This window comes from Variovorax sp. W2I14, from assembly GCF_050435205.1.
GTDB lineage: Bacteria > Pseudomonadota > Gammaproteobacteria > Burkholderiales > Burkholderiaceae_C > Variovorax > Variovorax paradoxus_C.
Window position 1 is genome coordinate 4,361,330 of record NZ_JBNDJX010000001.1, and the last position, 22,502, is coordinate 4,383,831.

Genomic DNA, 22,502 nt, shown 5'->3' on the forward strand with positions numbered 1-22,502 from the left:
CGCTGTTTGCTTCTTACTTGGGCGCGGCGGCCGGTGCGGGCTCGTGCGTGGTGGTGTCGCCACCATGCTTTTCGCCCGACATGTCGACCTTGTCGCCGGCCTTCGAAATCACGTACAGGGCAATGGCGGCAAAGATGACGAAGCCGACGACGATTTTCCACATGGTGCTGTCTCCTGAAGAGGATGGGGATGGTGAGAAGGGTTCAAGGGCTCGAGGGGCTCAAGAAAAGGGCCTCATGCCGTTGGATGGCATGAAGCCCCTTTGTTGAACGGAGGGCCGCCTGCGCAGCCCTCCTTTCGCGTGTGCGATGTGCGTTCGCGATCGATCAGTCGTTCGCGTAGATGTCCACGTCCTTCGTCTCGCGGATGAACAGCGTGCCGATCACCAGCGTGATGCCCGCGATGATGATCGGGTACCAGAGGCCGTTGTACATGTTGCCGGTCGAGGCCACGATGGCGAAGGCGGTGGTCGGCAGCAGGCCGCCGAACCAGCCGTTGCCGATGTGGTACGGCAGGCTCATCGAGGTGTAGCGGATACGGGTCGGGAACATCTCGACCAGCATCGCGGCGATCGGGCCGTAGACCATCGTCACCAGCAGCACCAGCCAGAACAAGAGCACGATCGTCAGCACCTTGTTGATCTTGGCGGGATCGGCCTTGGCCGGGTAGCCCGCGATCTTCAGGTCTTCGGCCACGCCCTTCTTGAAGGCGGCGATGGACTTGACGGTGTTCTCGTCGAACTTGGAGTTCACGACCACGCCGGTGGGCGCCTCGATCGTCTTGCTGCCGATCTTCACGACGGCGGCAGAGCCCGGCGCGCCGGCCACGTTCTCATAGCTCACCGAGTTCTGCACGAGGTAGCGCTTGGCGATGTCGCACGAGCTCTTGAAGTCGATCTCGCGGGCCACCGGGTTGCCCTGGAAGGAGCAGGTCGCCGGGTCGGCCGTCACCGTGACGCCGGCCGTGGCCTGTGCGCGGGCAAGGTCGGGGTTGGCGGCTTCGGTCAGCATCTTGAAGACCGGGAAGTACGTGACCACGGCCAGCAGGCAGCCGGCCATGATGATGGGCTTGCGGCCGATCTTGTCCGACAGCGTGCCGAAGATCACGAAGAAGGGCGTGCCCAGCAGCAGTGCGGCGGCAATCATCAGGTTGGCCGTGGTCGCATCGACCTTCAGCTGTGCCGTGAGGAAGAAGAGCGCATAGAACTGGCCCGAGTACCAGACCACCGCCTGGCCAGCCGTGAGGCCGACCAGCGCCAGGATCACGATCTTGAGGTTCTTCCATTGGCCGAAGGATTCGGCCAGCGGCGCCTTCGAGGTCTTGCCCTCGGCCTTCATCTTCTGGAAGGCGGGCGACTCCGACAGCGTCAGGCGAATCCACACCGAGATGCCCAGCAGCAGGATCGACACCAGGAACGGAATGCGCCAGCCCCAGTCGTTGAATGCGGCTTCGCCCATGAACTCGCGCACGCCCAGGATCACCAGCAGGCTCAGGAACAGGCCGAGCGTTGCCGTGGTCTGGATCCACGAGGTGTACGCACCGCGCTTGCCGTGCGGCGAGTGCTCGGCCACATAGGTGGCGGCACCGCCGTACTCGCCGCCGAGCGCGAGGCCCTGCAGCATGCGCAGCGCGATCAGGATCACCGGCGCCGCGACGCCGATGGTCGCGTAGCTGGGCAACAGGCCGACGATGAACGTCGACAGGCCCATGATCAAAATCGTCACCAGGAAGGTGTACTTGCGCCCGATCATGTCGCCCAGGCGGCCGAACACGATGGCGCCGAACGGACGCACCAGGAAGCCGGCGGCGAACGCCAGCAGCGCGAAGATGAAGGCAGCGCCCGCATCCAGCCCGCTGAAGAACTGCTTGGCGATGATCGCCGCGAGCGAACCGTAGAGATAGAAGTCGTACCACTCGAACACGGTGCCGAGCGAGGAGGCGAAGATGACTTTCTTCTCCTCCGAGGACATGGGCCGGGGGGCCGGATGCGGCACTCCCCGTGAATCTAGTGTGGCGGCCATTGCGTCGTCTCCTGTGTGTTTGCGTTCATGCGGCACCCGGTATCCGGGGCCGTGAGGCATTCTTGGAGGCGTGACTGACCCGAGACTTGCGCGAAACTGAACCGATGCTTACGGATTAAGGTGAAACCCGTGGGGCGCGTTTCAGCCTGTAAGAAATCGCAACCCTGCTCGGGTTTGTCCTCAGGCGCCTTTTCAGGCCTTGCTGCTGCGCAGCAAAGAGGGGCGCTGGTCGGCCGAGGTCCATGCGGGGCCGTCGAACCACGCATCGCCGGCAAGGTACGAACGCAGCATCGCGAGGCCGTCGAAGCCCCAGAAGAGGCGGCCGTCGACCACATAGGCGGGCGTGCCGAACACGCCGAGCGCGAGCGCTTCGTCGGTGTTGCGCTTCAGGAGCGCCTTGCTCTCGTCGCTGCCCGCTTCGCGGTTGGGTTGCAGTTGCGCGGTGAGCGCCGCGAGCCGCGCGGCATCGCCGGCTTCTTCGCCGCCGCGCCACACGTTGCGAAAGATCGTCTCGGCCACCAGGCGGCTGATGCTGCCGTCATCGCTCGTCGAGACCGCGAGCCGAAGGTGCGCGAGCGGGTTGTAGGGGTGCGAGGCCGGCATCTCGATCTGGATGCCGTTCGCGTGGCCGAGCCACAGCACATGGCGGTAGGTCCAGCTGCGCTTCGACGGAATCTCGGCCGGTCCGAGCTGACCATGTTGCTTCAGCAGTGCGCCCAGCAGCACCGGCTTGTAGGCCACGCTGTAGCTCAGCCCTTCGAGCGCCTCCGGCAGGTGCTCGAATGCGAGGTGCGCGTAGGGCGAGATGAAGTCGAGATAGAAGTCGATGTGCTTCATGCGTCGGTGTCTCCAGAGGTTTCCGGGATTTCCGGGATTTCTGGAACACGCCAGATGCCGGCCCGGGCCCGCAACTCTATCGCGCGCCACACGCCGCGGCGCGCGTCGTCTTCCATCTTGCTCCAGCCCGCGATCTCGGGAATGGTGCGCAGGCACCCCTCGCAGAAGCCGCTCAGGCGGTCCATGCGGCAGACCGAGGTGCAGGGCGAGGGAACGTCTTCGGGCAGGTCGCGCACGGCGACCGCGCGTGCAGCCAGGGTCTCGGCTTCCGCGAAGTTCAAACCACGTCCGCCACCGGCGCGCCGGTGAGGGCTTCGAGGTCCTGCGGCCGGAGCTGGAACACCGCATGCGGATGGCCCGCCGCAGCCCAGATCTCCTCGAAGCGGAACAGCTCGCGATCGATCAGCACCACCGGCTTCGTCGCATGCCCCACCGGCGACACGCCGCCGATGGTGAAGCCGGTGCGCGCCTTCACGAACTCGGCATCGGCGCGGCCGGTCTTGCCGACGAGCGCATCGACTTTTTTCTCGTCCACGCGCTTGTCGCCCGAGGTGATGACCAGCACCGCCACGTCGTCGCTCTTGCGGCGGAAGATGATGCTCTTGGCGATCTGCCCGACCGCGATGCCGAGGGCATCGGCCGCCTGCTGCGCGGTGCGGCAGGCGTCGTCGAGCATGCGGGGGGAATGAGGATGGCCGGCGTCCTGCAGCACGCGGGACACGCGCTGGACGCCTTCGGGGAGGGAGTGGAGTTCAGAGCCGCACATGGATTCGAATCTACAGGATCGGTTTTCAAGCGCTGCGCTTGAACATGAAGAGGAATGCGCCCATCGCCATCAGCACGCCGCCGAAGACGCGGTTCTGCGCGCGGCGCGCACGCACCGAACGCAGCACGCCCTGCAGCCGCGCGGCCAGCCAGGCGTAGCCGTGCATCACGGTCACATCGACCATCACCGTCGTGGCCAGCAGCACCAGCAACTGCAGCCACAACGGACGCGTCGGCTCGATGAACTGCGGCAGCACGGCCGCCATGAAGACGATGCCCTTGGGGTTCGTCACGTTGGTGAGGAAACCGCGCAGTACGCGCTGCCGTGTCGTGAGGTCGGGCTCGCCGGCGGACTCCGACGCATCGCCGTTCACCGCCGCGACCGGCGCGCGCCACTGGCGCCAGCCCAGCCACAGCAGATAGCAGGCGCCGACGACCTTGATCACCGTGAACGCGGTCGCCGAAGCGGTGAGCACCGCGCCCACGCCGAGCCCCGCCACCAGCAGGATCACGGCGAGGCCCAACTGCAGGCCGACGATGGTCGCCGTGGTGCGCCGCACGCCGTAGCTGAGCCCATGGCTCATGCTGAGCACCGCGCCCGATCCGGGCGACACCGCGATGACGCAACTGGCCACCAGAAATGCAAGCCAGACATGCAGGTCCACGAAAACTCCTGTGCTTGTTGTTGTCGAGTCTTCAGCCGGCCCGCTTGGTGCGGATGGCCTTCGACGCGCGCGAGTTCGGCTCGCGGCCCAGCGCCTCGCTGATGTAGACGCCCGCGTCGATCAGCTTGTCCAGGTCGATGCCGGTCTCGATGCCCATGCCGTGCAGCATGTAGACCACGTCCTCGGTCGCGACATTGCCCGTCGCGCCCTTGGCATACGGGCAGCCGCCCAGGCCCGCCGAGGACGACTGGAAGTTCCACACGCCCATCTCGAGCGCCGCCAGCGTGTTGACCAGCGCCTGCCCGTAGGTGTCGTGGAAGTGGCCGGAAATGGCATCGACTTCGAAGTGCGCCAGCGTGGCTTCCATGGCCGCCTGCACCTTGCGCGGCGTGCCCACGCCGATGGTGTCGGCCACATCCACGCGCTGCACGCCGATGCCCTTCATCAGTTGCGCGAGATAGCCAACCTTGGCCGGCGCGATCTCGCCTTCATAGGGGCAGCCGACCGTGCACGACATCGCGCCGCGCACACGAATGCCCTTCTCGAGCGCCCCTGCCACCACCGGCGCGAATCGCTCGATGCTCTCGGCGATCGAGCAGTTGATGTTCTTCTGGCTGAAGGCCTCGCTCGCGGCGCCGAACACCACGATCTCGTCGGGCCACTCTTCGCGCGGTGCGGCGATGGCGGCCTCGAAGCCCTTCATGTTGGGCGTGAGCACCGAGTAGAGAACGCCGGGCTTGCGCACGATGCCGTGCATCACCTCGGCGTTGTCGGCCATCTGCGGCACCCACTTGGGCGAGACAAAACTGGTGACTTCGATTTCCTGGAGCCCCGCATCCTGCAGGCGATGCACGAGGCCGATCTTGACCTCGGCCGAGACGGGCTGCTTTTCGTTCTGCAGGCCGTCGCGCGGGCCGACGTCGACGAGCTTGACGCGGGTGGGGAGTTTCATGGGATGTCTCTTGTGTCGCGGGAGGATGAAAAAGCCGTCTTCGATTGTCGGACACCTGGGAAGGCCCTGCCTGGTACAGACCGCGCGGAAGGTAGCAATGCGCGCCAGAGCGGTTGCAAATGGTGCCAGCCCCGCGTTCATCGCTCGGGTTGGAGGTCCGATCGCTCCAGCATGCTCGTGCGAAACGCCACCTTGCGCACGATCGCGGCGAAGGCGCGCGTGGGCGCCGACTCGCGCGCCTTCTGCGACCACAACATGCCCGGCGTGCGCACCGGCGTCGGGCTCTCCAGCCGCACGGTGGCAAGGCCCGAGTTTGGCTGCACCGCGTTGGCCGAGACGATGGCCGCGAGCTGCGTCTTGGCGACCAGCCCCATGATCGGCGCCAGCGTGTTGATCTCGGCCACCACCTGCGGCTCGGCACCGCAGGAGCGGAAGCACTCGTCGAGCATCTGCCGCGTCGCGAAGCTCGCGGGCAGCAGCACCATCGGCATTCTGTGCAGCTCCACCATGCGCACGCGCTTGCGGCGCGCGAGCGGATGGTTTTCGGCCACCACCAGCACCATCTCCTCGTTGTAGAGCGGCTCGAACTGCAGCGTCCCGGGCACGCCGGGCCGGTAGGCGATGCCCAGGTCGAGCGTGCCCGCCTGCAGCCGTTCGGCGATCAGGTCGGCCGCGAGCTCGTCGACCCTCACGCGCACCCGCGGATAGCGCTTCTGGAAGCCCGCGATGCAGTCCGGAATGAAGCCGAGGTTGAAGGTGTGGGTCGAGCCGATGCGCAGCTCGCCGGCCGCGGCTTCGGGATCTTCGCGCAGGGCGCCGAGGCCGCGGTCGATTTCCTGCAGCGCGCGGGTCGCGTGGTGCAGGAAGGCCTCGCCCGCTTCCGTCAACGCCACGCGCTTGCCGATACGGTCGAAGAGCAGCGTGCCCAGTTCCTCTTCCAGCTGCTTGATCTGGTGCGACAGCGTCGACTGCGTCACATGCAGCCGCTCGGCCGCGCGGGTGAAGTTGAGCGAGCCGGCCAGCGCGCTGAAGTAGCGCAGGTGACGCAATTCCATGGAGATCCCCGGTGCCTCGAACGATCGATGGCATCGATGGTATCCATGCAAATCCATCATTGTTAAAAATCGTCGCGCCTGCATAGAGTTCGCCCCAGCCACGAACACACAGGAGACAACGCGGTGCACAAAGTCCTCAGCGGCATCAAGGTGCTGGAGCAAGGCACATTCATCACCGGGCCGGCGGCAGGCATGTTCCTCGCCGACCTGGGCGCCGAGGTGGTGAAGCTCGAGCAGCCGGGCAGCGGCGATCCGTTCCGCTCCTTCCGCGGCGGCCTCTACAGCCCGCACTTCCAGACCTACAACCGCAACAAGCGCAGCATCACGCTCAACCCCAAGCTGCCCGAAGACGCGGCGGTGTTCGACGAGCTGGTGAAGGAATCGGACGTCTACATCCAGAACTTCCGCCCCGGCGCGGCCGAGCGGTTGGGTGCGGGCGAGGCGCGGCTGCGCGCGCTCAACCCGCGGCTGGTGTACTGCGCGATCAGCGGCTTCGGCCAGACCGGCCCGGCCGCCAACCGCCCCGCCTACGACACGGTGGCGCAGGCGGCCAGCGCCTTCCTCAAGCTGCTGGTGAACCCGGCCAATCCGCGCGTGGTGGGCCCGGCCGTGGCCGATGCGATGACCGGCTTCTACGCAGCCTACGGCGTGATGGGCGCGCTGGTGGAACGCGGGCGCACCGGCCAGGGCCGCAAGGTCGAGGTGTCGATGCTCGAGGCCATGTGCCACTTCAACCTCGATGCTTTCACGCACTACTTTTCCGAGAACGAGATCATGGGTCCGTTCAGCCGGCCGAGCGTCTCGCAGTCGTACGTGCTGGAGTGCGCCGACGGCCTGTGGATCGCGCTGCACATGTCGTCGCCCGAGAAGTTCTGGCAGGGCCTGGCCAACGCCATCGAGCGGCCCGACCTCTTTCAGGATGTGCGCTTCGCCTCGCGCGAGGGCCGCATCGCGCACCAGAACGACATGATCGCCCTGCTCGACGGCCTGTTCCGCGCACGCACCCGCGCCGACTGGTGCGCGCGGCTGGAGGCCGAAGACGTGCCGCACGCCCCCATGTACGACACCCGTGAAGCGATGGAAGACCCTCAGGCCCGCCACCTGCAACTCGAGGTGAGCGCGCCGCACCCCGAAGGCGGCGAGTGGCGGACCATCCGCTCGCCCGTGAGCTTCGACGGCGAACGGCCGCTCGAGGTCACCGCGCCGCCCCTGCTGGGCGCGGACAACGAGGCCATCGTCGAACCGATACGGCGGCGTCTGCAAGCCACGACCTGACGCCATCCCATCGCCACAAGAAAAAGGAGACAAGCCCCATGACCCCCTCGAACGAGAACGAGCTCACCCAGGCCGCGCTGCAGCGCCTGGAGGGCGCCGCCGACCCGCGCTTCGCAGAAGTGATGCGCTCGCTCATCACCCACCTGCACGCCTTCATCCGCGAGGTCGATCTGCAGCCCGGCGAATGGATGGCCGGCATCGAGTTCCTCACCGCCGTGGGCCAGGCCTGCGACGACAAGCGCCAGGAGTTCATCCTGCTGTCGGACACGCTCGGCGCTTCGATGATGGTGGTGATGCTCGACCAGCTGCGCGCCGCCGCCCGCACAGGCCAATCAAGCCAGGCCGGCAAGACGCTGCACGCGACCGAGACCACCGAGGCCACGGTGCAGGGCCCCTACTACTGGGACGGCGCGCCCGACCTGCCTCTCGGCGCCGACATCGCGCCCGGCGTGCGCGGCGAGCCCGCCTTCTACAGCGGCCGCGTCACCGACACCCGCGGCCAGCCGCTCGCCAACGCGCTGCTCGACATCTGGTCGGGCGACGGCGAGGGCGTGTACGACATGCAGGTCGAAGGCGCGGGCATGGCGGCGCGTGCGCGCATCCGCACCGACGCCGAGGGCCGCTACTGGTTCTGGTCGATCAAGCCCTCGTACTACCCGGTGCCGGTCGACGGCCCGGTGGGCCGCATGCTCGCCGGCATGGGCCGCCACCCCAACCGGCCCGGCCACATCCACATGAAGGTGGCGGCCGAAGGGCACGTGCCGGTGACCACGCATCTCTTCGTCGCGGGCAGCCCCTACATCGATTCGGATGCGGTGTTCGGCGTGCGGCCCAGCCTCGTCGTCGACTTCGAATCGCACCCGCCCGGAAAGGCGCCCGACGGCCGCGCGATCGAGCGGCCGTACTGGTCCGCGCACTACGACTTCCATCTCCAACCCGAGGCCGCCTGAGCCCCGATCCACCCCGACCCACTGCGTACGCTCTCATGAAAATCGGCAAATCCACCGTCCCGCGCACCGCCATCTGCACCTCGGACGAACACACCATCGTCGTTCGCGGGCAGGACCTGTGCCGTGACCTGATCGGCAAGCTCTCGTTCGCGGATTACTTCTTCCTGCTGCTCACCGGCAAGCAGCCCGACGCGGCCTGCAGCACCGTGCTCAACGCCACGCTGGTGGCCATCGCCGAGCATGGGCTCGTGCCCAGCGTGCAGGCCAGCCGCATGACCTTCGCCGCCGCGCCCGACGCACTGCAGGGCGCAGTCGCCGCGGGCATCCTGGGCTGCGGCTCGGTGATCCTCGGCGCGTCGGAAACCGCGGGACGCCTCTTCGCCGACGTGGCGGCGCGCGTCGATGCGGGCGAAGCGCTCGACGAGGTGGCCGCCGACACGATCCGCAAGCTGAAGGAAAGCCGCCAGGCCATCCCCGGCTACGGCCACCCGCTGCACAAGGCCAACGACCCGCGGGTGGACCGGCTCATCGAAGTGGCCGCCGAAGCCGGCGCCGACATGCGCTACGTGCGCATCGCGCAGGCGCTGGAGCGCGTGATCCCCGGCATCGTGGGCCGCGAGTTGCGCATGAACGTCTCGGCCGCCATTCCGGCCGTGCTGCTGGGCGTGGGCTTTCCGGTGGCGTCGCTGCGCGGCGTGCCGATCCTTGCGCGCACCGCGGGCCTGATCGCGCACCTGGCCGAAGAGGCCGAGACGCCGAGCGGCTTCGCCCTCTCCTACCAGGCCACGCGCGAACTGCAGTACGACGGCCAGGTGCCAGCGGGCTTCGGGAGCGCGGCATGAAGCGCCGCCTGCTGCTCGCCAGCGCACTGCTGGCCGCGGGCGCAGCGCTCGCGCAAGGTTCGCCGCGCCCGCTGAAGATCGTGGTGCCCTTCGGGGCCGGCACCTCCACCGACATCGTCGGCCGCATCCTGGCCGATGCGCTGGGCCGGCAGCTCGGCGTGGCCGCGATCGTGGAGAACAAGCCCGGCGCGGGCGGCTCGATCGGCAGCGAGCAGGTCGCGCGCGCCACCGATGGCCAGACGCTCCTGATGGGCACGGTCGGCACGCATGCGATCAACCCCTCGCTCTACAAGCGCCTGTCCTACCAGCCGCTGCGCGACTTCGTGCCGCTGGGCTTTGCGGGCGCCACGCCCACGCTGCTGGTGGTGCCGGCCAACTCGCCGTGGAAGAGCGTGGCCGACCTGGGGGCCGCGACCGGCAACGTGAACTTCGCCTCGGCCGGGAACGGCACTTCGGGCCACCTCGCGGGCGAGCTGCTCAATGTGCGCCTCGCGAAGAACTTCATGCATGTGCCCTACCGCGACGGCGCGCAGGCCATGACCGAACTCATGGCCGGCAACGTGCAGTTCATGTTCTATCACCCGGCCGCGGTGATGCCGCAGGTGCGCGCGGGCAAGCTGCGCGCGCTCGGCGCGTCGGGCGCCAAGCGCAGCGCCGCCGCACCCGATGTGCCCACGCTGATGGAGCAAGGCGTGAAGGACTTCGACCTCGTCGCGTGGTTCATGTTGTATGCGCCCACCAGCATGCCGGCCGCGCAACGCGACCGCCTGCGCGAGGCCACGCGCCAGGTGCTGGCCCAGCCCGAGGTGCGCGAGAAGCTTGCGCAGCAAGGCATCGAACACGCCGAGATGAACACCGAGCAACTCGACGCCTTCGCGCGCACCGAGATCGCCAAGTGGGGCGAGGCCGTGCGCCGCTCGGGCGCGCAGATCGACTGACGGGCGCGCACGGCGCGAGCCCGCAAGCGCAAAGGAGTCCAGGCCCTCGACGGATCAACAGGGCGAAGAAGAAGAGCACCGGCCGCAGAGCCGATTCAAGCAAACAAAAGCGGGCACGACCCGCGACAGGAGACATTCATGCGTTCGACATTCAAATGGCTGGCCGGCCCCTTCATCGGCCTCCTTCTCGGCCTCGCGTGCAGCTTCGCATTCGCGCAGGGCGCGGCCTGGCCCAGCAAGCCGATCCGCATCGTGGTGGGCTTCGCGCCCGGCACACCGCCGGACATCTTCGCGCGGCTGTATGGCGAATACATGGCGCGCCAACTCGGCGTGCCGGTGGTGATCGACAACAAGCCCGGCACCGCCGGCAACCTGGCCTCCGACGCGGTGGCGAAAGCGCCGCCCGACGGCTACACCTACCTCTACAACCTGTCGACGGCGTTCACGATCAACCCGTACATCTACGCCAAGCTGCCCTTCGATCCGCAGAAGGACCTGGTGCCGGTCGCGACCACGATGCGGCAGGGGCTGGTGCTGATCGCGAGCCCGAAATTCCCGGCCAGGTCGGTCAAGGAACTGATCGCCGCCGCGAAGGCGAAGCCGGGCACGATCTCGCATGCCTCCTACGGCGCGGGGAGCCCGTCGCACCTGATCGTGGAATGGTTCAAGGACGAGACCGGCACCGACATGCTGCACGTTCCCTACCGCGCGAGCCCAGTGGCCGACGTGGTGGGCGGGCAGGTCGACACGGTGATGGAGCCAATCGCCACCGGCTACCAGCTCATCAGCAGCGGCCGCGTGCAGGCCCTCGCCTATTCCGGCCCGAGCCGCCACCCCGCGATGCCCGATGTGCCCACGCTCTCCGAAGTGGTGCCGGGCCTCGTGATGACTTCATGGCACGGCCTCTGGGCGCCGGCAGCGACGCCGGTTGCGATACAGCAGCGCTTCAACGCCGTGATGATCGAAGCCAGCAAGGACCCCGACCTGGCCAAGCGCATCCGCGACCTGAACAGCGAGCCGCTCGGACTCACGCAGGCCGAGATGGCCGCGGCGGTGCGGCGCGATGCAGACATTTACAGCCGCATCGTGAAGGCCAAGAACATCCGGGTGGATTGAAGCGATGCGCTAGATGGTTTCGCGCTGCGCGAAGCCATCGGGCACATCGTCCGTGGCCGGCGCATCGTTCACATCGACCGCATCCACGCGCGCACCCGCCGGCCCCTGGCGCGCCCAGCGGACCAGCGCCTCGACGGCATTGGCGTCTCCGGCCGCGAGCGCCTCCACGCTGCCGTCGCGCCGGTTGCGTACCCAGCCGCGCACGCCGAGCCGCTGCGCGGCCTGCACCATCGACCAGCGATAGCCCACGCCCTGCACGAGGCCGCGGACGACGAGATGGCGGGTGACGATGGCGTTGGCGTTCATGAACAGTGGTCAGTACGACTTGGGCAACCCCAGCGCCTTCTCGGCGATGAAGTTCAGGATCATCTGCGGGCTCACCGGCGCGATGCGCGGAATGTAGCTCTCGCGCAGCAACCGCTCGACATGGTATTCCTTGGCATAGCCCATGCCACCCAGCGTGAGGACGGCGTTCTGGCAGGCGTCGTGCGCCGCCTCGGCCGCGAGGTACTTGGCGGCGTTGGCCTCGATGCCGCAGGGCTCGTTCGCGTCGTACAGCGTGGCGGCCTTGAGCATCATCAGGTCGGCCGCTTCCAGGTTGGCCCAGGCGCGTGCGAGCGGATGCGCCACGCCCTGGTTCTGGCCGATGGGCCGGCCGAAGACGACGCGCTCCTGCGCGTACTGCGAGGCGATGCGCAGCGCGGCGCGGCCGATGCCGATGGCTTCTGCCGCGATCAATATGCGCTCGGGGTTGAGGCCGTGCAGGATGTATTCGAAGCCGCGCCCTTCCTCGCCGATGCGGTCTTCTTCCGGCACCTCGAGGCCATCGATGAAGAGCATGTTCGAGTCCACCGCCGCGCGGCCCAGCTTGTGGATCTCTCGCACCTCGACCTTGCTGCGGTCCAGCGCCGTATAGAACAGCGTGAGGCCTTGCGTGGGCTTCTTCACCTGGTCGATGGGCGTGGTGCGCGTGAGGATCAGCATGCGGTCGGCCACCTGCGCGGTCGATATCCAGATCTTGCGGCCGTGCAGCAGATAGCTGCCATTCGGCTGGCGCACCGCCTGCGTCTTGAGGCTGGTGGTGTCGAGCCCCGCATCGGGCTCGGTCACGGCGAAACAGGCCTTCTCGGTGCCCGCGATCAACGGCGGCAAAAAGCGCTGGCGCTGCGCCTCGCTGCCGAACACCACCACCGGGTTGAGGCCGAAGATGTTCATGTGCACCGACGACGCGCCCGACATGCCCGCGCCCGACGCGCTGATGGCGCGCATCATCAGCGCCGCCTCGGTGATGCCCAAGCCCGCGCCGCCCTGCGCCTCGGGCATCGCGATGCCGAGCCAGCCGCTTTCGGCGACGGCGCGGTGGAACGCGTGCGGGAACGCGGCGCGCTCGTCGTGGTCGCGCCAGTAGTCGATGGGGAAGTCTTCGCAGAGGCGCTCGATGGCGGCGACGAGCGAGCGCTGGTCTTCGTTCAGGGAGAAATTCATTCGCTGTTGTCTTTCGTGGGTTCCGGCTGCAGCGTGACGCCGCGCGCAAGCATCCGGTCGATCTCGTCGTCCGTGTAGCCTGCTTCGCGCAGCAACTCCACGCTCTGTTCGCCGATGCGCGGCGCAGGGCGGCGGATCGACGCGGGCGTGGCGCTGTAGCGCCCAACCGGCGCGAGCGTGCGGATGCGGCCTTCGCTCGGATGATCGAACTCGGGAAAGAAACCGACAGCGCGCAGGTGCGGATCGCCCAGCAGGCTTTCGGTCGTGTGCAGGCGCGCGACCGGAATGTCGGCCTCTTCCAGCACCACCATCCATTCGTCGCTGCCGCGCGTGGCCATCACTTCGGCGACGAACGCATAGACCGCGCCGATGTTCGCGGCGCGCGCCGTGTGCGTGCCGAACATCGGTGAGGCGCGCAGCTCGGGTCGGCCGATCACGTCGAAGAAAGCCTGCCAGTGCTTGTCGTTGTAGATGAGCACGCTGAGGTGGCCGTCGGCCGTCGCATAGGGCTTGCGGTGCGGCGCGAGCAGGCGCGCATAACCGGTGGGGCCGAGCGGCGGCTCGAAGCTGTGGCCGCCGAGGTGGTCGCCCATCACGAACTGCGAGAGCGCCTCGAACATCGGCACCTCGACCGCCTGGCCCTTGCCAGTGCGCTGTGCGCTGAGCACCGCGGCGAGCAGCGCGATGGCGGCCTGCAGGCCCACGGCACGGTCGGCGAGCGTGACGGGCGCGTAGCGCGGCGCATCACCGCTTTGCTGCGCGAAAAGCGAGGCGACGCCGGCCGCGCCCTGGATCAGGTCGTCGTAAGCGGGCTTGCCGGCGTACGGGCCGTCTTCGCCGTAGCCGAACGCGCCGAGATAAACGATCTTCGGGTTGACCGCTGCCACGGCCTCATAGCCGAGCCCCAACCGCGCCATCGCCTGCGGGCGCGTGTTGTAGATGAGCGCATCGCAACCCGCCGCAAGCCGCAGGCACGCCTCGCGGCCTTCGGGCTGCTTCAGGTCGAGCACGATCGAGCGCTTGTTGCGGTTCAGGTGCATCGCCATCGCGCCCATGCCGGCGTGCCGCATCGGGCCGACGGCACGCAGGTTGTCGCCCGAAGGCGGCTCGACCTTGATGACATCGGCACCAAGATCGCCGAGCGTCTGCGTGGCGTAGGGGCCCATCACCACGGCCGTGAGGTCGAGGATGCGGATGCCGTCGAGGGGTCCGGTGCTGTTCATGTCTTGGTGTTGGTATTGGCTCCTTCCCCCTCTGGGGGAAGGCTGGGATGGGGGCAGGCAGAGCGCCCGATGGATACGCCCGCTTGCCCCCACCCCGGCCCTCCCCCAGCGGGAGAGGGAGAAACACAGATTGCTCATTCGGGCTGAATGCCGGCGGCCTGGATCAGCTTCTTCCACTTGGCCAGTTCGGACACGGTGAACGCACCCAGCTCCTCCGGCGTGCTGCCGAACGCATCGAAGCCCAGCTTGCTCACGCGCTCGCGAAACACCGCGCCATTCGCCATCTCCGACAACGCCTTGTTGAGCTTGAGCACGATGTCGCGCGGCGTGCCGGCCGGCGCGAACACGCCGTTCCACGAAGTGATGTCGAAACCCTTGAGCTCCGGCGTGTCGGCCAGCGGCGGCAGTTCGGGAAAGAGCTTGGTGCGCTCCTGCGTGGTGACCGCGATCGCGCGCATCTTGCCGGCCTTCACCGTGGTGAGCCCCGCGGCGAGGTCGACCACCATCATCGACACCTGCCCGCCGATCAGGTCGGCAATCGCCGGCGGCGTGCTCTTGTAGGGCACGTGCAGCATCGGCACGCCGCTCATGCGCGAGAGCGTGGCGCCGCTCACGATGCCGGTGCTGTTGCCGCTCGCATAGGTCAGCTTGCCCGGATGCGCGCGGCCCCAGGCCAGCAGCTCGGCCACGCTCTTGACCGGCAGGTCGTTGTTGACCACCAGCATGAACGGCAGGTTGCCCATGCGGCTGACCGGTGCGAAGTCCTTCACCGGGTCGTAGGGCAGCGACTTCATGAGGCTCGGGTTGGCCGAGTGCGTGGTGTTGGTGGTCATGAAGAGCGTGTAGCCATCGGGCGGCGCCTTGGCCACCGCCTCCGCGCCGATCACGCCGTTGGCGCCCGCCTTGTTGTCGACGATGACCGAGCCCTTGAGCGCCTCGCCGAGCATCTGCCCGGTGATGCGCGCCACCGCGTCGGTGCCGCTGCCGGCCGCGAAGGGCACGACGAGCTTGATCGGCTGCTTCGGGTAGCCGCTGTCCTGCGCGAAGGCCCAGGGCGCGGCCCCTGCGAGGCCCGCCGCGGCGCTGATGGAAATGAAACGGCGGCGGCTTTCCACCGCGACTGTTTCTGTCGCGTTCTTCGTCTGCATGGTTTTTGTCTCCGGGTGGTTGTCGTTCAGGGCCGGCTCACGCGCTCCGGCAGTTCCTCGTACGGCGGGCTGTAGATCACCAGCACGCGCACCGGCTCGTCGCTCACCACCGTGAAGGTGTGCATCGCGTCGGCCGGAAAAAAGCAGCTGTCGCCGGGGTGCAGCTCCTGCCGCTGGCCGCCCACCTCGGCGACCGCGCGGCCTTCGAGCATGTAGCAGACCTGCTCGATGCCCGGGTGCGCATGCGGCAGCGCGCCCTTGCCCTTCTGGATGTGTCCCACCAGCACCTCGAGCTGCTTTGCGCCCACGGTCTCGGGGCCGATCAGCCGCTTGTTCAGCGTGCCGGTGTGGTTGGCAGGGTGGTAGCCGGTGATCTCGTCCTCGCGGACGAAGTAGCGTGCAGCGGTGGCGGTAGCGGTGGCAGTCATCGGGGGCTTTCTGTCTTGGGTTCGATCGCAAGGCACGCCGAACGCAGCATCGCGGCGATGTCCTCGATGCGCGGCTCCACGCGATAGCGCGGGCCGGCGACCGAGATCGCATAAGCCTCGCCGCCGATGCGCAGCGGCCAGGCAAGGCCGATCAGGTCGGGAATGCTTTCGCCGAGGTTGCCGTACCAGCCGCGCGCGGCGGAGCGCTGCAGTTCGTCCTCGATGGCGTCGGCGGTGGTGAGCGTGGCGTCGGTGAGTGGCAGGAGCGCCGTGCCTTCGAGGAGCTTGCGGCGCGCCTCGGGCGCGAGCGTGGAGAGCAGCGCACGGCCCAGCGAGTTGGCATACGCCGGGCGCGTCTCGCCCGATTCGGCCGTGTAGCGGATGCGCTGCGGCGCGCTCAGCACGTCGAGGTAGACGACGTGCCCCGCATCCCGGAACTTGCCGAACACCACGGTCTCGCGGGCGGCGTCGCGCAGTTCTTCGAGCGTGGCCTTCACCCGGTCGAGCACCGGATCGTGCGCGGCGATGACCTGCGCCATCGCGAGCAGCCGGCCCGTCGGGTAGTAGCCCTGGCGACGGCCGGTCTCGTACATGTAGCCCTGCTCTTCGAGCGTGCGGATGAGACCGAGGCAACTCGACACCGGCATGTCGAGCAGCCGCGCCATCTCGGACAGCGCCAGCGGCTGCTTCTCCCGGGCAAAGAGCTCGACGATCTCGATCACGCGAAACGCTGTTTTCACAACCATGAAGAAATTTTCTCGTATGTGAAAAACAAACGTGTCAGGGTTTCCCCTTTGTTCGCCTCCTTTCAGCCAGATCGTCGGTAGCGCATCGCGTCAGTAGCCGCGGACGGGATCGACGATGCCGTTGACCGGCCGCCCCTCTTCCATCGCGCGGATCTTCCCGGCGATCTGGGTGATGGACTCCTCGCGCAGCGTGCGCGCCGAGCCGTGCGGGGTCACGGTGATCTTGGGGTGGCGCCAGAAGGCATGGTCGGCCGGCAGCGGCTCGACCTGGAACACATCGAGCGTCGCGCCCGCGAGTTCGCCGGCATCGAGCATCGGGATCAGGTCGTCTTCGACCAGATGCCCGCCGCGCGCGATGCTGATGAGATAGCCCTCGGGCTTCAGCTTGCCCAGCGTCTTGCGGTTCAGGATGCCGCGCGTCGCATCGGTCAGCGGCAGCAGGTTGACCAGCACGCGCGTGGACGCGAGAAACTCGTCGAACTGCGCTTCGCCGCTGAACACCTGCACGCCATCGATGGCCTTGGGGGAGCGGCTCCAGCCCAGCACCGGGAACTCGAATTGCGCCACGGCCTTGGCCACGCGCTCGCCCAGCACGCCGAGCCCCATGATCCCGACCGGAAAATCGCGCCGCAGCTTCGGCTTGCGGTAGCTCCACTTGCCTTCGCGCGCGTCGGCTTCGTACACATCGAACTCGCGGAAGTGGCGGATGAGCGTGTGGCACACGTACTCGGCCATCTGCACCGACATGCCCGCATCGTCGAGCCGCACGATGCGCGTGTGCGCGGGCACCTTGAGCTTGAGCAGCGCATCGACACCCGCGCCGATGTTGAAGATGCCCCGCAGTTGCGGCTGCTGGTCGATGAACTCCTGCGGCGGCGCCCACACCACGGCGTGGTCGGCCTGCGGCGCGCCGGGCTTCCATGCTTCGATGACGGCATCGGGGAGTTCGGCCTTGAGGCCTTCGATCCAGGGGTCTGGGCGGTTGTCGGTGAGGTAGACGGTGATTCGCATGGGGACGAATCTTAGTGAGGGCGCTGACGCAATGCCCATGGATGGCTATGCTCGAACGCCACCCACACCTCAGCTCATCCGGAGACACCCATGATCAAAGTCAGCGTGATGTACCCCTACACGGCCGACGCCCGCTTCGACCACGCCTACTACCGCGACAAGCACATGCCGCTGCTGAAGGCGCGCATGGGCGATGCCTGCCTTTCGTACACCATCGACAAGGGACTGGGCGGCGGCGCACCTGGATCACCGCCGACCTACATCGGCATGTGCCATGTGTTCTGCGAATCGGTCGAAGCCTTTCAGAAGGCGTTCGGGCCGCATGCGAAGGAGATCAACGGCGATATCAAGAACTACACCGACATCGCGCCGGTGATGCAGATCAGTGAAGTGGTGGTGGGCTGACCGCCCACCTCCCTTCGCTCACGCCGCTTTCGCGCGGCGGCGGCGCCACACCAACCGCACCAGCCACGCGAGCGGCAACCCCACCAGCAACAGCCACGGCAACACAGCCGCCAGGAAGGTGATGAGCACGCCCACGCTTTCCGCAAGCACCGAACCGGCTTCGCGCAGCGCCCGCACCATCGGGTTGTAGCTGCGCCCGCCCTGCACCAGCGTGCGGCTCGGCGTGAACTGGATCTGGATGTGCTGCTTGCTCGTCTGCTGCGCCAGCACCTTGCGCTGGGTGGCGATGGCGTCGAGCTCGGCCTGCGTGTCGGACAGCGTTCGCTGGATCGCCAGCAGGTCGGCCATGGTGCGCTTGGTGACCGTGTCGCGCAGCATCAGCCGCAGGCTGTCGCGGAACTCGATGCGGTTCTTGATGCGCGCCTCGACGTCGATCACCTCGGCCGTCTTGTCCTCGCTCGTGGTGTTCTGCGACACCACCTTGGCGACGCCCGCGAGGCCGCTGAGCAGCTTGTCGACGTCGGCCGGCGCCACGCGCATCTCGAGCATGGCATTGCCGGGCTGCTGCGGCGTTTCGCGCAGCAGCGAGGACGACAGCAACTCGCACTGCAGCGTGCCGCAGAGGTCGCGCACCTTGCCCCAGGCTTCGGCGAGCTGCTCGGGCGGCACTTCGACGTTCAGGTCCTGCCGTACCGCGAGAAAGCGCTGCAGCGGCGCCTCTTGCCCTTGACTTGCATCGGCGGCGGCAGAGGCTTGCTCGACCTGGGGAGCGGCACGCGATCGCTCCTTCATCGCCATGCCGCCGGCAAAGCCCGTGGGGGCCGACATGGGCGCTGGCGGTGGCGCCGCGTCGAGCGAGGCGACCTCGTTGCGCTGGCAACCGGCGAGTGCGAGCGCGGCGGCCAACGTGACGGCGGCGAGGCCCGCGTTGCGGCGAGCGAAGAGGGGCGAAGCGGAGGGCTTGCGATGCGTCATGAAAATCCCTTGAAGTGATGACTACCGCAACTGATACGGGCGAGCCCCCGCAACGGGGTTAACGAATTCGCGGAACGCCCGCGAAGCTGGTCAGGCCGCGGCGGCCATTCGCAGCAGCTCTTCGCCCTCGGCCACCTGCTCGCCGGGCGAGAACATCAGTTCTTCCACCGTACCGTCGGCCGGCGCCGCGATGGTGTGCTCCATCTTCATAGCTTCCATCACGGCCAGCGGCTGGCCGCGGCTGACCTTGTCGCCCGCCTTCACGGCGAAGGACACGACTTTTCCGGGCATCGGCGCGGTGAGCCGGCCGCCTTCGGCCTGCGTGTCGCCCGCGTGGGCGAGGCGGTCGATGGCGGTGATCTTCGTGGCACCCTTCGCGGCGAACACGTGGGCCGTGGCGCCGTCCAGGTGCACGTCGAGCGTCTGGCGCGAACCGCCGAACTCGACCTCGAACTCGCCGGTCGGGAACTGGCCGATGACCAGCGGCCCGGCCGTGCCGCCGGCTTCGAGCCAGAGGCCGCCGTCGCGCTTGTAGGCCAGCACGGCCGTCTGCTCCGCACCGCGGAACTCGAAGTCGAAGTGGCGGCGGTATTCGCCCAATGCGCGCCATCCGTCGCGGCGGGCAAACGGATCGGGCATCTTCGCGGGCCACTCGGTGATCAGCGTGCGCGTGATCGCGGCGGCGGCGGCCATCGGCAGGCCCAGTGCCTCGCGGTCGAACAGAACGGCGCGCTCGCGCTCGATCAGCGCGGTGTCGAGGTTGGCCTTCGAGAACGACTCGGTCGCGAGGATGCCGCGCAAAAACTGCACGTTGGTCGCCACGCCCACGATCTGCACCTGCGCGAGCGCGGCGTCGAGCCGGGCCAGCGCCTCGGCCCGCGTGCTGCCGTGCACGATCAGCTTGGCGATCATCGAGTCGTAGAAGGGCGAGATCTCGCCGCCCTCGCGCACGCCGTCGTCGATGCGCACGCGGCTGCGCTGGAAGGCGGTCGCCTGGGGCTTGCGGTACACGCGCAGCGTGCCGGTGGCGGGCAGGAAGTTGTTGTCGGGGTTCTCGGCGCAGATGCGCGCTTCGATGGCGTGGCCGTGGATCTGCAGGTCCGCCTGCTTGGCGGGCAGCGTCTCGCCGGAGGCCACGCGCAGTTGCCACTCCACGAGGTCGAGGCCGGTGATCGCTTCGGTCACCGGATGCTCCACCTGCAGGCGCGTGTTCATCTCCATGAAGAAGAAGTTCATCTCGACAGCATCGGCCCCCACGCTCGGCACTGACGTGTCCTCGCTGCCCCCCGAGGGGGCGCTCGCTTGCTTGGGGCGGCCCGGCGCGGCGCGAGTTTCGCGTTGCTCGACGATGAATTCCACCGTGCCCGCGCCAACGTAGTTCACCGCACGCGCAGCCGCCACGGCCGCATCGCCCATTTCCTTGCGCATCGCCTCGGTCATGCCGGGCGCGGGCGCTTCTTCCAGCACCTTCTGGTGGCGACGCTGCACCGAGCAGTCACGCTCGAACAGGTAGACGTAATTGCCCTGCGTGTCGCCGAACACCTGGATCTCGATATGGCGCGGACGCTGCACGTACTTCTCGATCAGCACCGCGTCGTCGCCGAAGCTGTTGATGGCTTCGCGCTTGCACGAGGCGAGCGCCGCTTCGAAATCCGCGGCCTTGTCCACCGCGCGCATGCCCTTGCCGCCGCCGCCCGCGCTCGCCTTGATGAGCACCGGGTAACCGATGCGGTCGGCCTCGCGCTGCAGCAGCGCCGGGTCCTGGTCGTGGCCGTGGTAGCCGGGCACCAGCGGCACGCCGGCCTTCTCCATCAGTTGCTTCGATTCGGCCTTCAGGCCCATCGCCTTGATTGCCGAGGGCGGCGGGCCGATGAAGACCAGCCCCGCGTCGGCGCACGCCTGTGCGAACTCTTCGTTCTCGCTCAGAAAGCCGTAGCCGGGATGCACTGCTTCGGCGCCCGTGGCCTTGGCGGCCTCGAGGATTCGCTCCCAGCGCAGGTAGCTTTCCTTGGGGGCGCTGCCTCCGATTTGCACCGACTCGTCGCAGGCGCGCACATGGTTGGCATGCGCGTCGGCATCGGAGTACACGGCGACCGTGCGAATCGCCATACGACGAGCAGTTGCCGCAACTCGGCACGCAATCTCGCCACGGTTGGCGATCAGGATTTTCTTAAACATTCGGAGTGTCTCCCGGAGGATTCTTTTTCAGTTGAAACGCAGGCACGACGCCCGGATCGGGTCGGCCGCTGAAGATGCGGGCCACGCGGCTGAACAGCGCGCGCAAGAAACGCCAGCTCTTGCGAATGAGCCACACGCTGAGCACCAGCACGAAGACGAACAGCACGAGAAAGACGAGCGGATGCGCCACCGCGAGCCACAGCCCGGCCGGCACCATCGTGTCTTCGACCAGCGAAGCGCCCACGTTGGAAAACGGCTCGGGCGAGGTGTTGATGGCTGCGCGCGTGGTGGCCTTGGCCGCATGCGCGGTGGCCGCGAAGCCGCCGCCGACCAGCGCGGCGACGATGGCCATCACGCCATGGTCCGCGCCGAACACGCTGGCCGCGAGCGCGGCACCCGCGGGAATGCGGATCGCGGTGTGCACCACGTCCCAGAGCGAATCGAGCCCCGGGATCTTGTCGGCGAAGAACTCGATGAACACCATGAATCCGCTGGCCGCGATCACCACCGGATGCGCCAGCAACTGAAGCCCGCTCGGCAGCGGCACCCAGCCGAAGTAGCCGACGATGCCCGTCAGCAGCACCACGAGGTACAGGCGCACGCCGCTGGCCCAGCCGATGGCTGCGGCGAGCGCGAGCAACTGGGGCATGTCGAGTGCGTTCATGGCGCGTCCTTGTCGGTCAGCCCGCGAGCCAGGAAGGCTTGCGCTTCTGCAGGAAGGCCTGCACGCCCTCGCGGCCTTCTTCGCTCGCGCGGATATCGGCGATGCCCTCGACCGTCTTGGCGATGAGCGCGTCGTCGATCTCGCGGCCGTCCACATCGGCGATCAACTGCTTGCAGGCGCGCACAGCGGCTGGGCTCGCGCCGGTCAGCGCCTTCAGCAGTTCATCGACCTTGGCGTCGAGCGCACCGGCAGCCACCACTTCATGCACGAAGCCGATGCGGTGTGCCTCGGCGGCGGTGAAGCGCTCGGCCGTGAGGAAGTAGCGCTGCGAGGCGCGCGTCCCCATCGCACGCAGCACATACGGGCTGATGGTGGCAGGCACGAGGCCGATCTTGACTTCGCTGAGGCAATACCAGGCGGTGTCCACGCTCACGGCCATGTCGCATGCCGCGACGAGGCCCATGCCGCCCGCATACACATCGCCCTGCACGCGCGCGATGGTGGGCTTGGGGCACTCGGCGATGGTGCGCAGCATGTCGGCCAGCTTGCCCGCGTCGGCGATGTTCTCGCCCCGCGTGTAGTCCGCCATGCGGCGCATCCAGTTGAGGTTGGCGCCTGCGCAGAAGGCCGGGCCGTTCGCGCCGAGCACGATGGCTTTCACCTGCGGTGCGGCGCCGGCTTCGGTGAAGGCCTGCGTCAGCTCGGCGATGACGACATCGTCGAAGGCGTTGCGGGCATCGGGCTGGTCGAGCCAGATGCGGGCGATGGCGCCGTCGATGGAGAGGTTCAGCTTGGTGAAGGTACTGCTCATGCCGTGCGCCTC

General features: G+C 67.8%; 25 protein-coding genes. 6 read left to right on the forward strand and 19 right to left on the reverse strand.

The window, feature by feature from the left end; genetic code table 11:
• Positions 1-13: 13 nt before the first annotated feature.
• The 8 genes from QF040_RS20545 to QF040_RS20580 all read right to left on the reverse strand — a co-directional run bounded on the left by QF040_RS20545 (position 14) and on the right by QF040_RS20580 (position 6,295).
• Positions 14-163: a hypothetical protein gene (locus QF040_RS20545; RefSeq protein WP_164546835.1), complete on the reverse strand. Its 150-nt coding sequence runs from the start codon at positions 161-163 to the stop codon at positions 14-16.
• 163 nt (positions 164-326) lie between these two features.
• Entirely contained in the window at positions 327-2,021 is a 1,695-nt protein-coding gene (locus QF040_RS20550; protein ID WP_429612589.1) for an MFS transporter, read from the reverse strand.
• A gap of 192 nt (positions 2,022-2,213) precedes the next feature.
• Positions 2,214-2,858, reverse strand: a complete 645-nt coding sequence (locus QF040_RS20555; RefSeq protein WP_429612590.1) for a 2-hydroxychromene-2-carboxylate isomerase — start codon at positions 2,856-2,858, stop codon at positions 2,214-2,216.
• Positions 2,855-3,139 (reverse strand): DUF1289 domain-containing protein, encoded by a 285-nt coding sequence (locus tag QF040_RS20560; protein WP_429612591.1) that lies wholly within the window; start codon positions 3,137-3,139, stop codon positions 2,855-2,857. Before QF040_RS20560 ends, QF040_RS20555 begins: the two co-directional genes overlap by 4 nt.
• The gene (locus tag QF040_RS20565) at positions 3,136-3,624 is read right to left on the reverse strand and encodes a YbaK/EbsC family protein (protein WP_429612592.1); all 489 of its coding nucleotides are present in this window, start codon (positions 3,622-3,624) and stop codon (positions 3,136-3,138) included. The genes QF040_RS20560 and QF040_RS20565 overlap by 4 nt, the downstream gene beginning before the upstream one ends.
• Positions 3,625-3,649: 25 nt before the next feature.
• Positions 3,650-4,288: a homoserine/homoserine lactone efflux protein gene (rhtB, locus tag QF040_RS20570; protein ID WP_429612593.1), complete on the reverse strand. Its 639-nt coding sequence runs from the start codon at positions 4,286-4,288 to the stop codon at positions 3,650-3,652.
• A 31-nt stretch (positions 4,289-4,319) separates the two neighbouring features.
• Complete coding sequence (locus QF040_RS20575; protein ID WP_429612594.1) at positions 4,320-5,240, reverse strand: hydroxymethylglutaryl-CoA lyase; 921 nt, start codon at positions 5,238-5,240, stop codon at positions 4,320-4,322.
• A 137-nt stretch (positions 5,241-5,377) separates the two neighbouring features.
• Positions 5,378-6,295, reverse strand: coding sequence for a LysR substrate-binding domain-containing protein (locus QF040_RS20580; RefSeq protein ID WP_429612595.1), 918 nt, complete (start codon positions 6,293-6,295; stop codon positions 5,378-5,380).
• A 123-nt stretch (positions 6,296-6,418) separates the two neighbouring features.
• Here QF040_RS20580 and QF040_RS20585 point away from each other — a divergent pair, with 123 nt between their 5' ends.
• The 5 genes from QF040_RS20585 to QF040_RS20605 all read left to right on the forward strand — a co-directional run bounded on the left by QF040_RS20585 (position 6,419) and on the right by QF040_RS20605 (position 11,416).
• Positions 6,419-7,570 carry a CaiB/BaiF CoA transferase family protein gene (locus tag QF040_RS20585; RefSeq protein WP_429612596.1) on the forward strand — a complete coding sequence of 384 codons (1,152 nt, stop codon included), beginning with the start codon at positions 6,419-6,421 and terminating at the stop codon, positions 7,568-7,570.
• A 38-nt stretch (positions 7,571-7,608) separates the two neighbouring features.
• The gene (locus QF040_RS20590; protein WP_429612597.1) at positions 7,609-8,520 is read left to right on the forward strand and encodes a dioxygenase; all 912 of its coding nucleotides are present in this window, start codon (positions 7,609-7,611) and stop codon (positions 8,518-8,520) included.
• Positions 8,521-8,555: 35 nt separating this feature from the next.
• The gene (locus tag QF040_RS20595) at positions 8,556-9,362 is read left to right on the forward strand and encodes a citryl-CoA lyase (protein ID WP_429612598.1); all 807 of its coding nucleotides are present in this window, start codon (positions 8,556-8,558) and stop codon (positions 9,360-9,362) included.
• A complete protein-coding gene (locus tag QF040_RS20600; protein WP_429612599.1) occupies positions 9,359-10,300 on the forward strand; it encodes a Bug family tripartite tricarboxylate transporter substrate binding protein in 942 nt (313 codons plus the stop codon). Before QF040_RS20595 ends, QF040_RS20600 begins: the two co-directional genes overlap by 4 nt.
• 138 nt (positions 10,301-10,438) lie before the next feature.
• Positions 10,439-11,416, forward strand: a complete 978-nt coding sequence (locus tag QF040_RS20605) for a Bug family tripartite tricarboxylate transporter substrate binding protein (RefSeq protein WP_429612600.1) — start codon at positions 10,439-10,441, stop codon at positions 11,414-11,416.
• A gap of 9 nt (positions 11,417-11,425) precedes the next feature.
• Here QF040_RS20605 and QF040_RS20610 read toward each other — a convergent pair whose 3' ends face one another.
• From QF040_RS20610 to QF040_RS20640, 7 genes are all read right to left on the reverse strand, one after another.
• On the reverse strand, positions 11,426-11,722 hold the full coding sequence (locus QF040_RS20610) for an acylphosphatase (protein ID WP_429612601.1): 297 nt from the start codon (positions 11,720-11,722) through the stop codon (positions 11,426-11,428).
• A gap of 9 nt (positions 11,723-11,731) precedes the next feature.
• Positions 11,732-12,901 (reverse strand): acyl-CoA dehydrogenase family protein, encoded by a 1,170-nt coding sequence (locus QF040_RS20615; protein WP_429612602.1) that lies wholly within the window; start codon positions 12,899-12,901, stop codon positions 11,732-11,734.
• The gene (locus QF040_RS20620; protein ID WP_429612603.1) at positions 12,898-14,124 is read right to left on the reverse strand and encodes a CaiB/BaiF CoA transferase family protein; all 1,227 of its coding nucleotides are present in this window, start codon (positions 14,122-14,124) and stop codon (positions 12,898-12,900) included. The genes QF040_RS20615 and QF040_RS20620 overlap by 4 nt, the downstream gene beginning before the upstream one ends.
• A gap of 134 nt (positions 14,125-14,258) precedes the next feature.
• The gene (locus QF040_RS20625; protein WP_429612604.1) at positions 14,259-15,272 is read right to left on the reverse strand and encodes a Bug family tripartite tricarboxylate transporter substrate binding protein; all 1,014 of its coding nucleotides are present in this window, start codon (positions 15,270-15,272) and stop codon (positions 14,259-14,261) included.
• 26 nt (positions 15,273-15,298) lie between these two features.
• Entirely contained in the window at positions 15,299-15,700 is a 402-nt protein-coding gene (locus QF040_RS20630; RefSeq protein ID WP_429612605.1) for a cupin domain-containing protein, read from the reverse strand.
• Positions 15,697-16,446 carry an IclR family transcriptional regulator gene (locus tag QF040_RS20635; protein WP_429612606.1) on the reverse strand — a complete coding sequence of 250 codons (750 nt, stop codon included), beginning with the start codon at positions 16,444-16,446 and terminating at the stop codon, positions 15,697-15,699. The genes QF040_RS20630 and QF040_RS20635 overlap by 4 nt, the downstream gene beginning before the upstream one ends.
• Positions 16,447-16,536: 90 nt before the next feature.
• Entirely contained in the window at positions 16,537-17,457 is a 921-nt protein-coding gene (locus tag QF040_RS20640; protein ID WP_429612607.1) for a 2-hydroxyacid dehydrogenase, read from the reverse strand.
• Between the two features lie 90 nt (positions 17,458-17,547).
• Here QF040_RS20640 and QF040_RS20645 point away from each other — a divergent pair, with 90 nt between their 5' ends.
• Positions 17,548-17,862, forward strand: a complete 315-nt coding sequence (locus QF040_RS20645; RefSeq protein WP_429612608.1) for an EthD family reductase — start codon at positions 17,548-17,550, stop codon at positions 17,860-17,862.
• Positions 17,863-17,880: 18 nt separating this feature from the next.
• Here QF040_RS20645 and QF040_RS20650 read toward each other — a convergent pair whose 3' ends face one another.
• The 4 genes from QF040_RS20650 to QF040_RS20665 form a co-directional block, all read right to left on the reverse strand.
• A complete protein-coding gene (locus QF040_RS20650) occupies positions 17,881-18,837 on the reverse strand; it encodes a DUF4349 domain-containing protein (RefSeq protein WP_429612609.1) in 957 nt (318 codons plus the stop codon).
• Between the two features lie 90 nt (positions 18,838-18,927).
• Entirely contained in the window at positions 18,928-21,015 is a 2,088-nt protein-coding gene (locus QF040_RS20655) for a biotin carboxylase N-terminal domain-containing protein (RefSeq protein WP_429612610.1), read from the reverse strand.
• Positions 21,008-21,679: a DUF4126 domain-containing protein gene (locus tag QF040_RS20660; RefSeq protein WP_429612611.1), complete on the reverse strand. Its 672-nt coding sequence runs from the start codon at positions 21,677-21,679 to the stop codon at positions 21,008-21,010. The genes QF040_RS20655 and QF040_RS20660 overlap by 8 nt, the downstream gene beginning before the upstream one ends.
• A gap of 16 nt (positions 21,680-21,695) precedes the next feature.
• Entirely contained in the window at positions 21,696-22,490 is a 795-nt protein-coding gene (locus QF040_RS20665; protein WP_429612612.1) for an enoyl-CoA hydratase/isomerase family protein, read from the reverse strand.
• Positions 22,491-22,502: the final 12 nt, after the last annotated feature.

Bases quoted from the DNA above. Each gene is read 5' to 3' on its own strand.
- QF040_RS20665 (WP_429612612.1), bottom strand. From the start codon at position 22,490: ATGAGCAGTACCTTCACCAAGCTGAACCTCTCCATCGACGGCGCCATC.
- QF040_RS20555 (WP_429612590.1), bottom strand. From the start codon at position 2,858: ATGAAGCACATCGACTTCTATCTCGACTTCATCTCGCCCTACGCGCAC.
- QF040_RS20580 (WP_429612595.1), bottom strand. From the start codon at position 6,295: ATGGAATTGCGTCACCTGCGCTACTTCAGCGCGCTGGCCGGCTCGCTC.
- QF040_RS20645 (WP_429612608.1), top strand. From the start codon at position 17,548: ATGATCAAAGTCAGCGTGATGTACCCCTACACGGCCGACGCCCGCTTC.
- QF040_RS20630 (WP_429612605.1), bottom strand. From the start codon at position 15,700: ATGACTGCCACCGCTACCGCCACCGCTGCACGCTACTTCGTCCGCGAG.
- QF040_RS20640 (WP_429612607.1), bottom strand. From the start codon at position 17,457: ATGCGAATCACCGTCTACCTCACCGACAACCGCCCAGACCCCTGGATC.
- QF040_RS20655 (WP_429612610.1), bottom strand. From the start codon at position 21,015: ATGTTTAAGAAAATCCTGATCGCCAACCGTGGCGAGATTGCGTGCCGA.
- QF040_RS20610 (WP_429612601.1), bottom strand. From the start codon at position 11,722: ATGAACGCCAACGCCATCGTCACCCGCCATCTCGTCGTCCGCGGCCTC.
- QF040_RS20635 (WP_429612606.1), bottom strand. From the start codon at position 16,446: ATGGTTGTGAAAACAGCGTTTCGCGTGATCGAGATCGTCGAGCTCTTT.
- QF040_RS20600 (WP_429612599.1), top strand. From the start codon at position 9,359: ATGAAGCGCCGCCTGCTGCTCGCCAGCGCACTGCTGGCCGCGGGCGCA.
- QF040_RS20615 (WP_429612602.1), bottom strand. From the start codon at position 12,901: ATGAATTTCTCCCTGAACGAAGACCAGCGCTCGCTCGTCGCCGCCATC.
- QF040_RS20595 (WP_429612598.1), top strand. From the start codon at position 8,556: ATGAAAATCGGCAAATCCACCGTCCCGCGCACCGCCATCTGCACCTCG.
- QF040_RS20575 (WP_429612594.1), bottom strand. From the start codon at position 5,240: ATGAAACTCCCCACCCGCGTCAAGCTCGTCGACGTCGGCCCGCGCGAC.
- QF040_RS20625 (WP_429612604.1), bottom strand. From the start codon at position 15,272: ATGCAGACGAAGAACGCGACAGAAACAGTCGCGGTGGAAAGCCGCCGC.
- QF040_RS20550 (WP_429612589.1), bottom strand. From the start codon at position 2,021: ATGGCCGCCACACTAGATTCACGGGGAGTGCCGCATCCGGCCCCCCGG.
- QF040_RS20620 (WP_429612603.1), bottom strand. From the start codon at position 14,124: ATGAACAGCACCGGACCCCTCGACGGCATCCGCATCCTCGACCTCACG.
- QF040_RS20605 (WP_429612600.1), top strand. From the start codon at position 10,439: ATGCGTTCGACATTCAAATGGCTGGCCGGCCCCTTCATCGGCCTCCTT.
- QF040_RS20565 (WP_429612592.1), bottom strand. From the start codon at position 3,624: ATGTGCGGCTCTGAACTCCACTCCCTCCCCGAAGGCGTCCAGCGCGTG.
- QF040_RS20660 (WP_429612611.1), bottom strand. From the start codon at position 21,679: ATGAACGCACTCGACATGCCCCAGTTGCTCGCGCTCGCCGCAGCCATC.
- QF040_RS20545 (WP_164546835.1), bottom strand. From the start codon at position 163: ATGTGGAAAATCGTCGTCGGCTTCGTCATCTTTGCCGCCATTGCCCTG.
- QF040_RS20590 (WP_429612597.1), top strand. From the start codon at position 7,609: ATGACCCCCTCGAACGAGAACGAGCTCACCCAGGCCGCGCTGCAGCGC.
- QF040_RS20650 (WP_429612609.1), bottom strand. From the start codon at position 18,837: ATGACGCATCGCAAGCCCTCCGCTTCGCCCCTCTTCGCTCGCCGCAAC.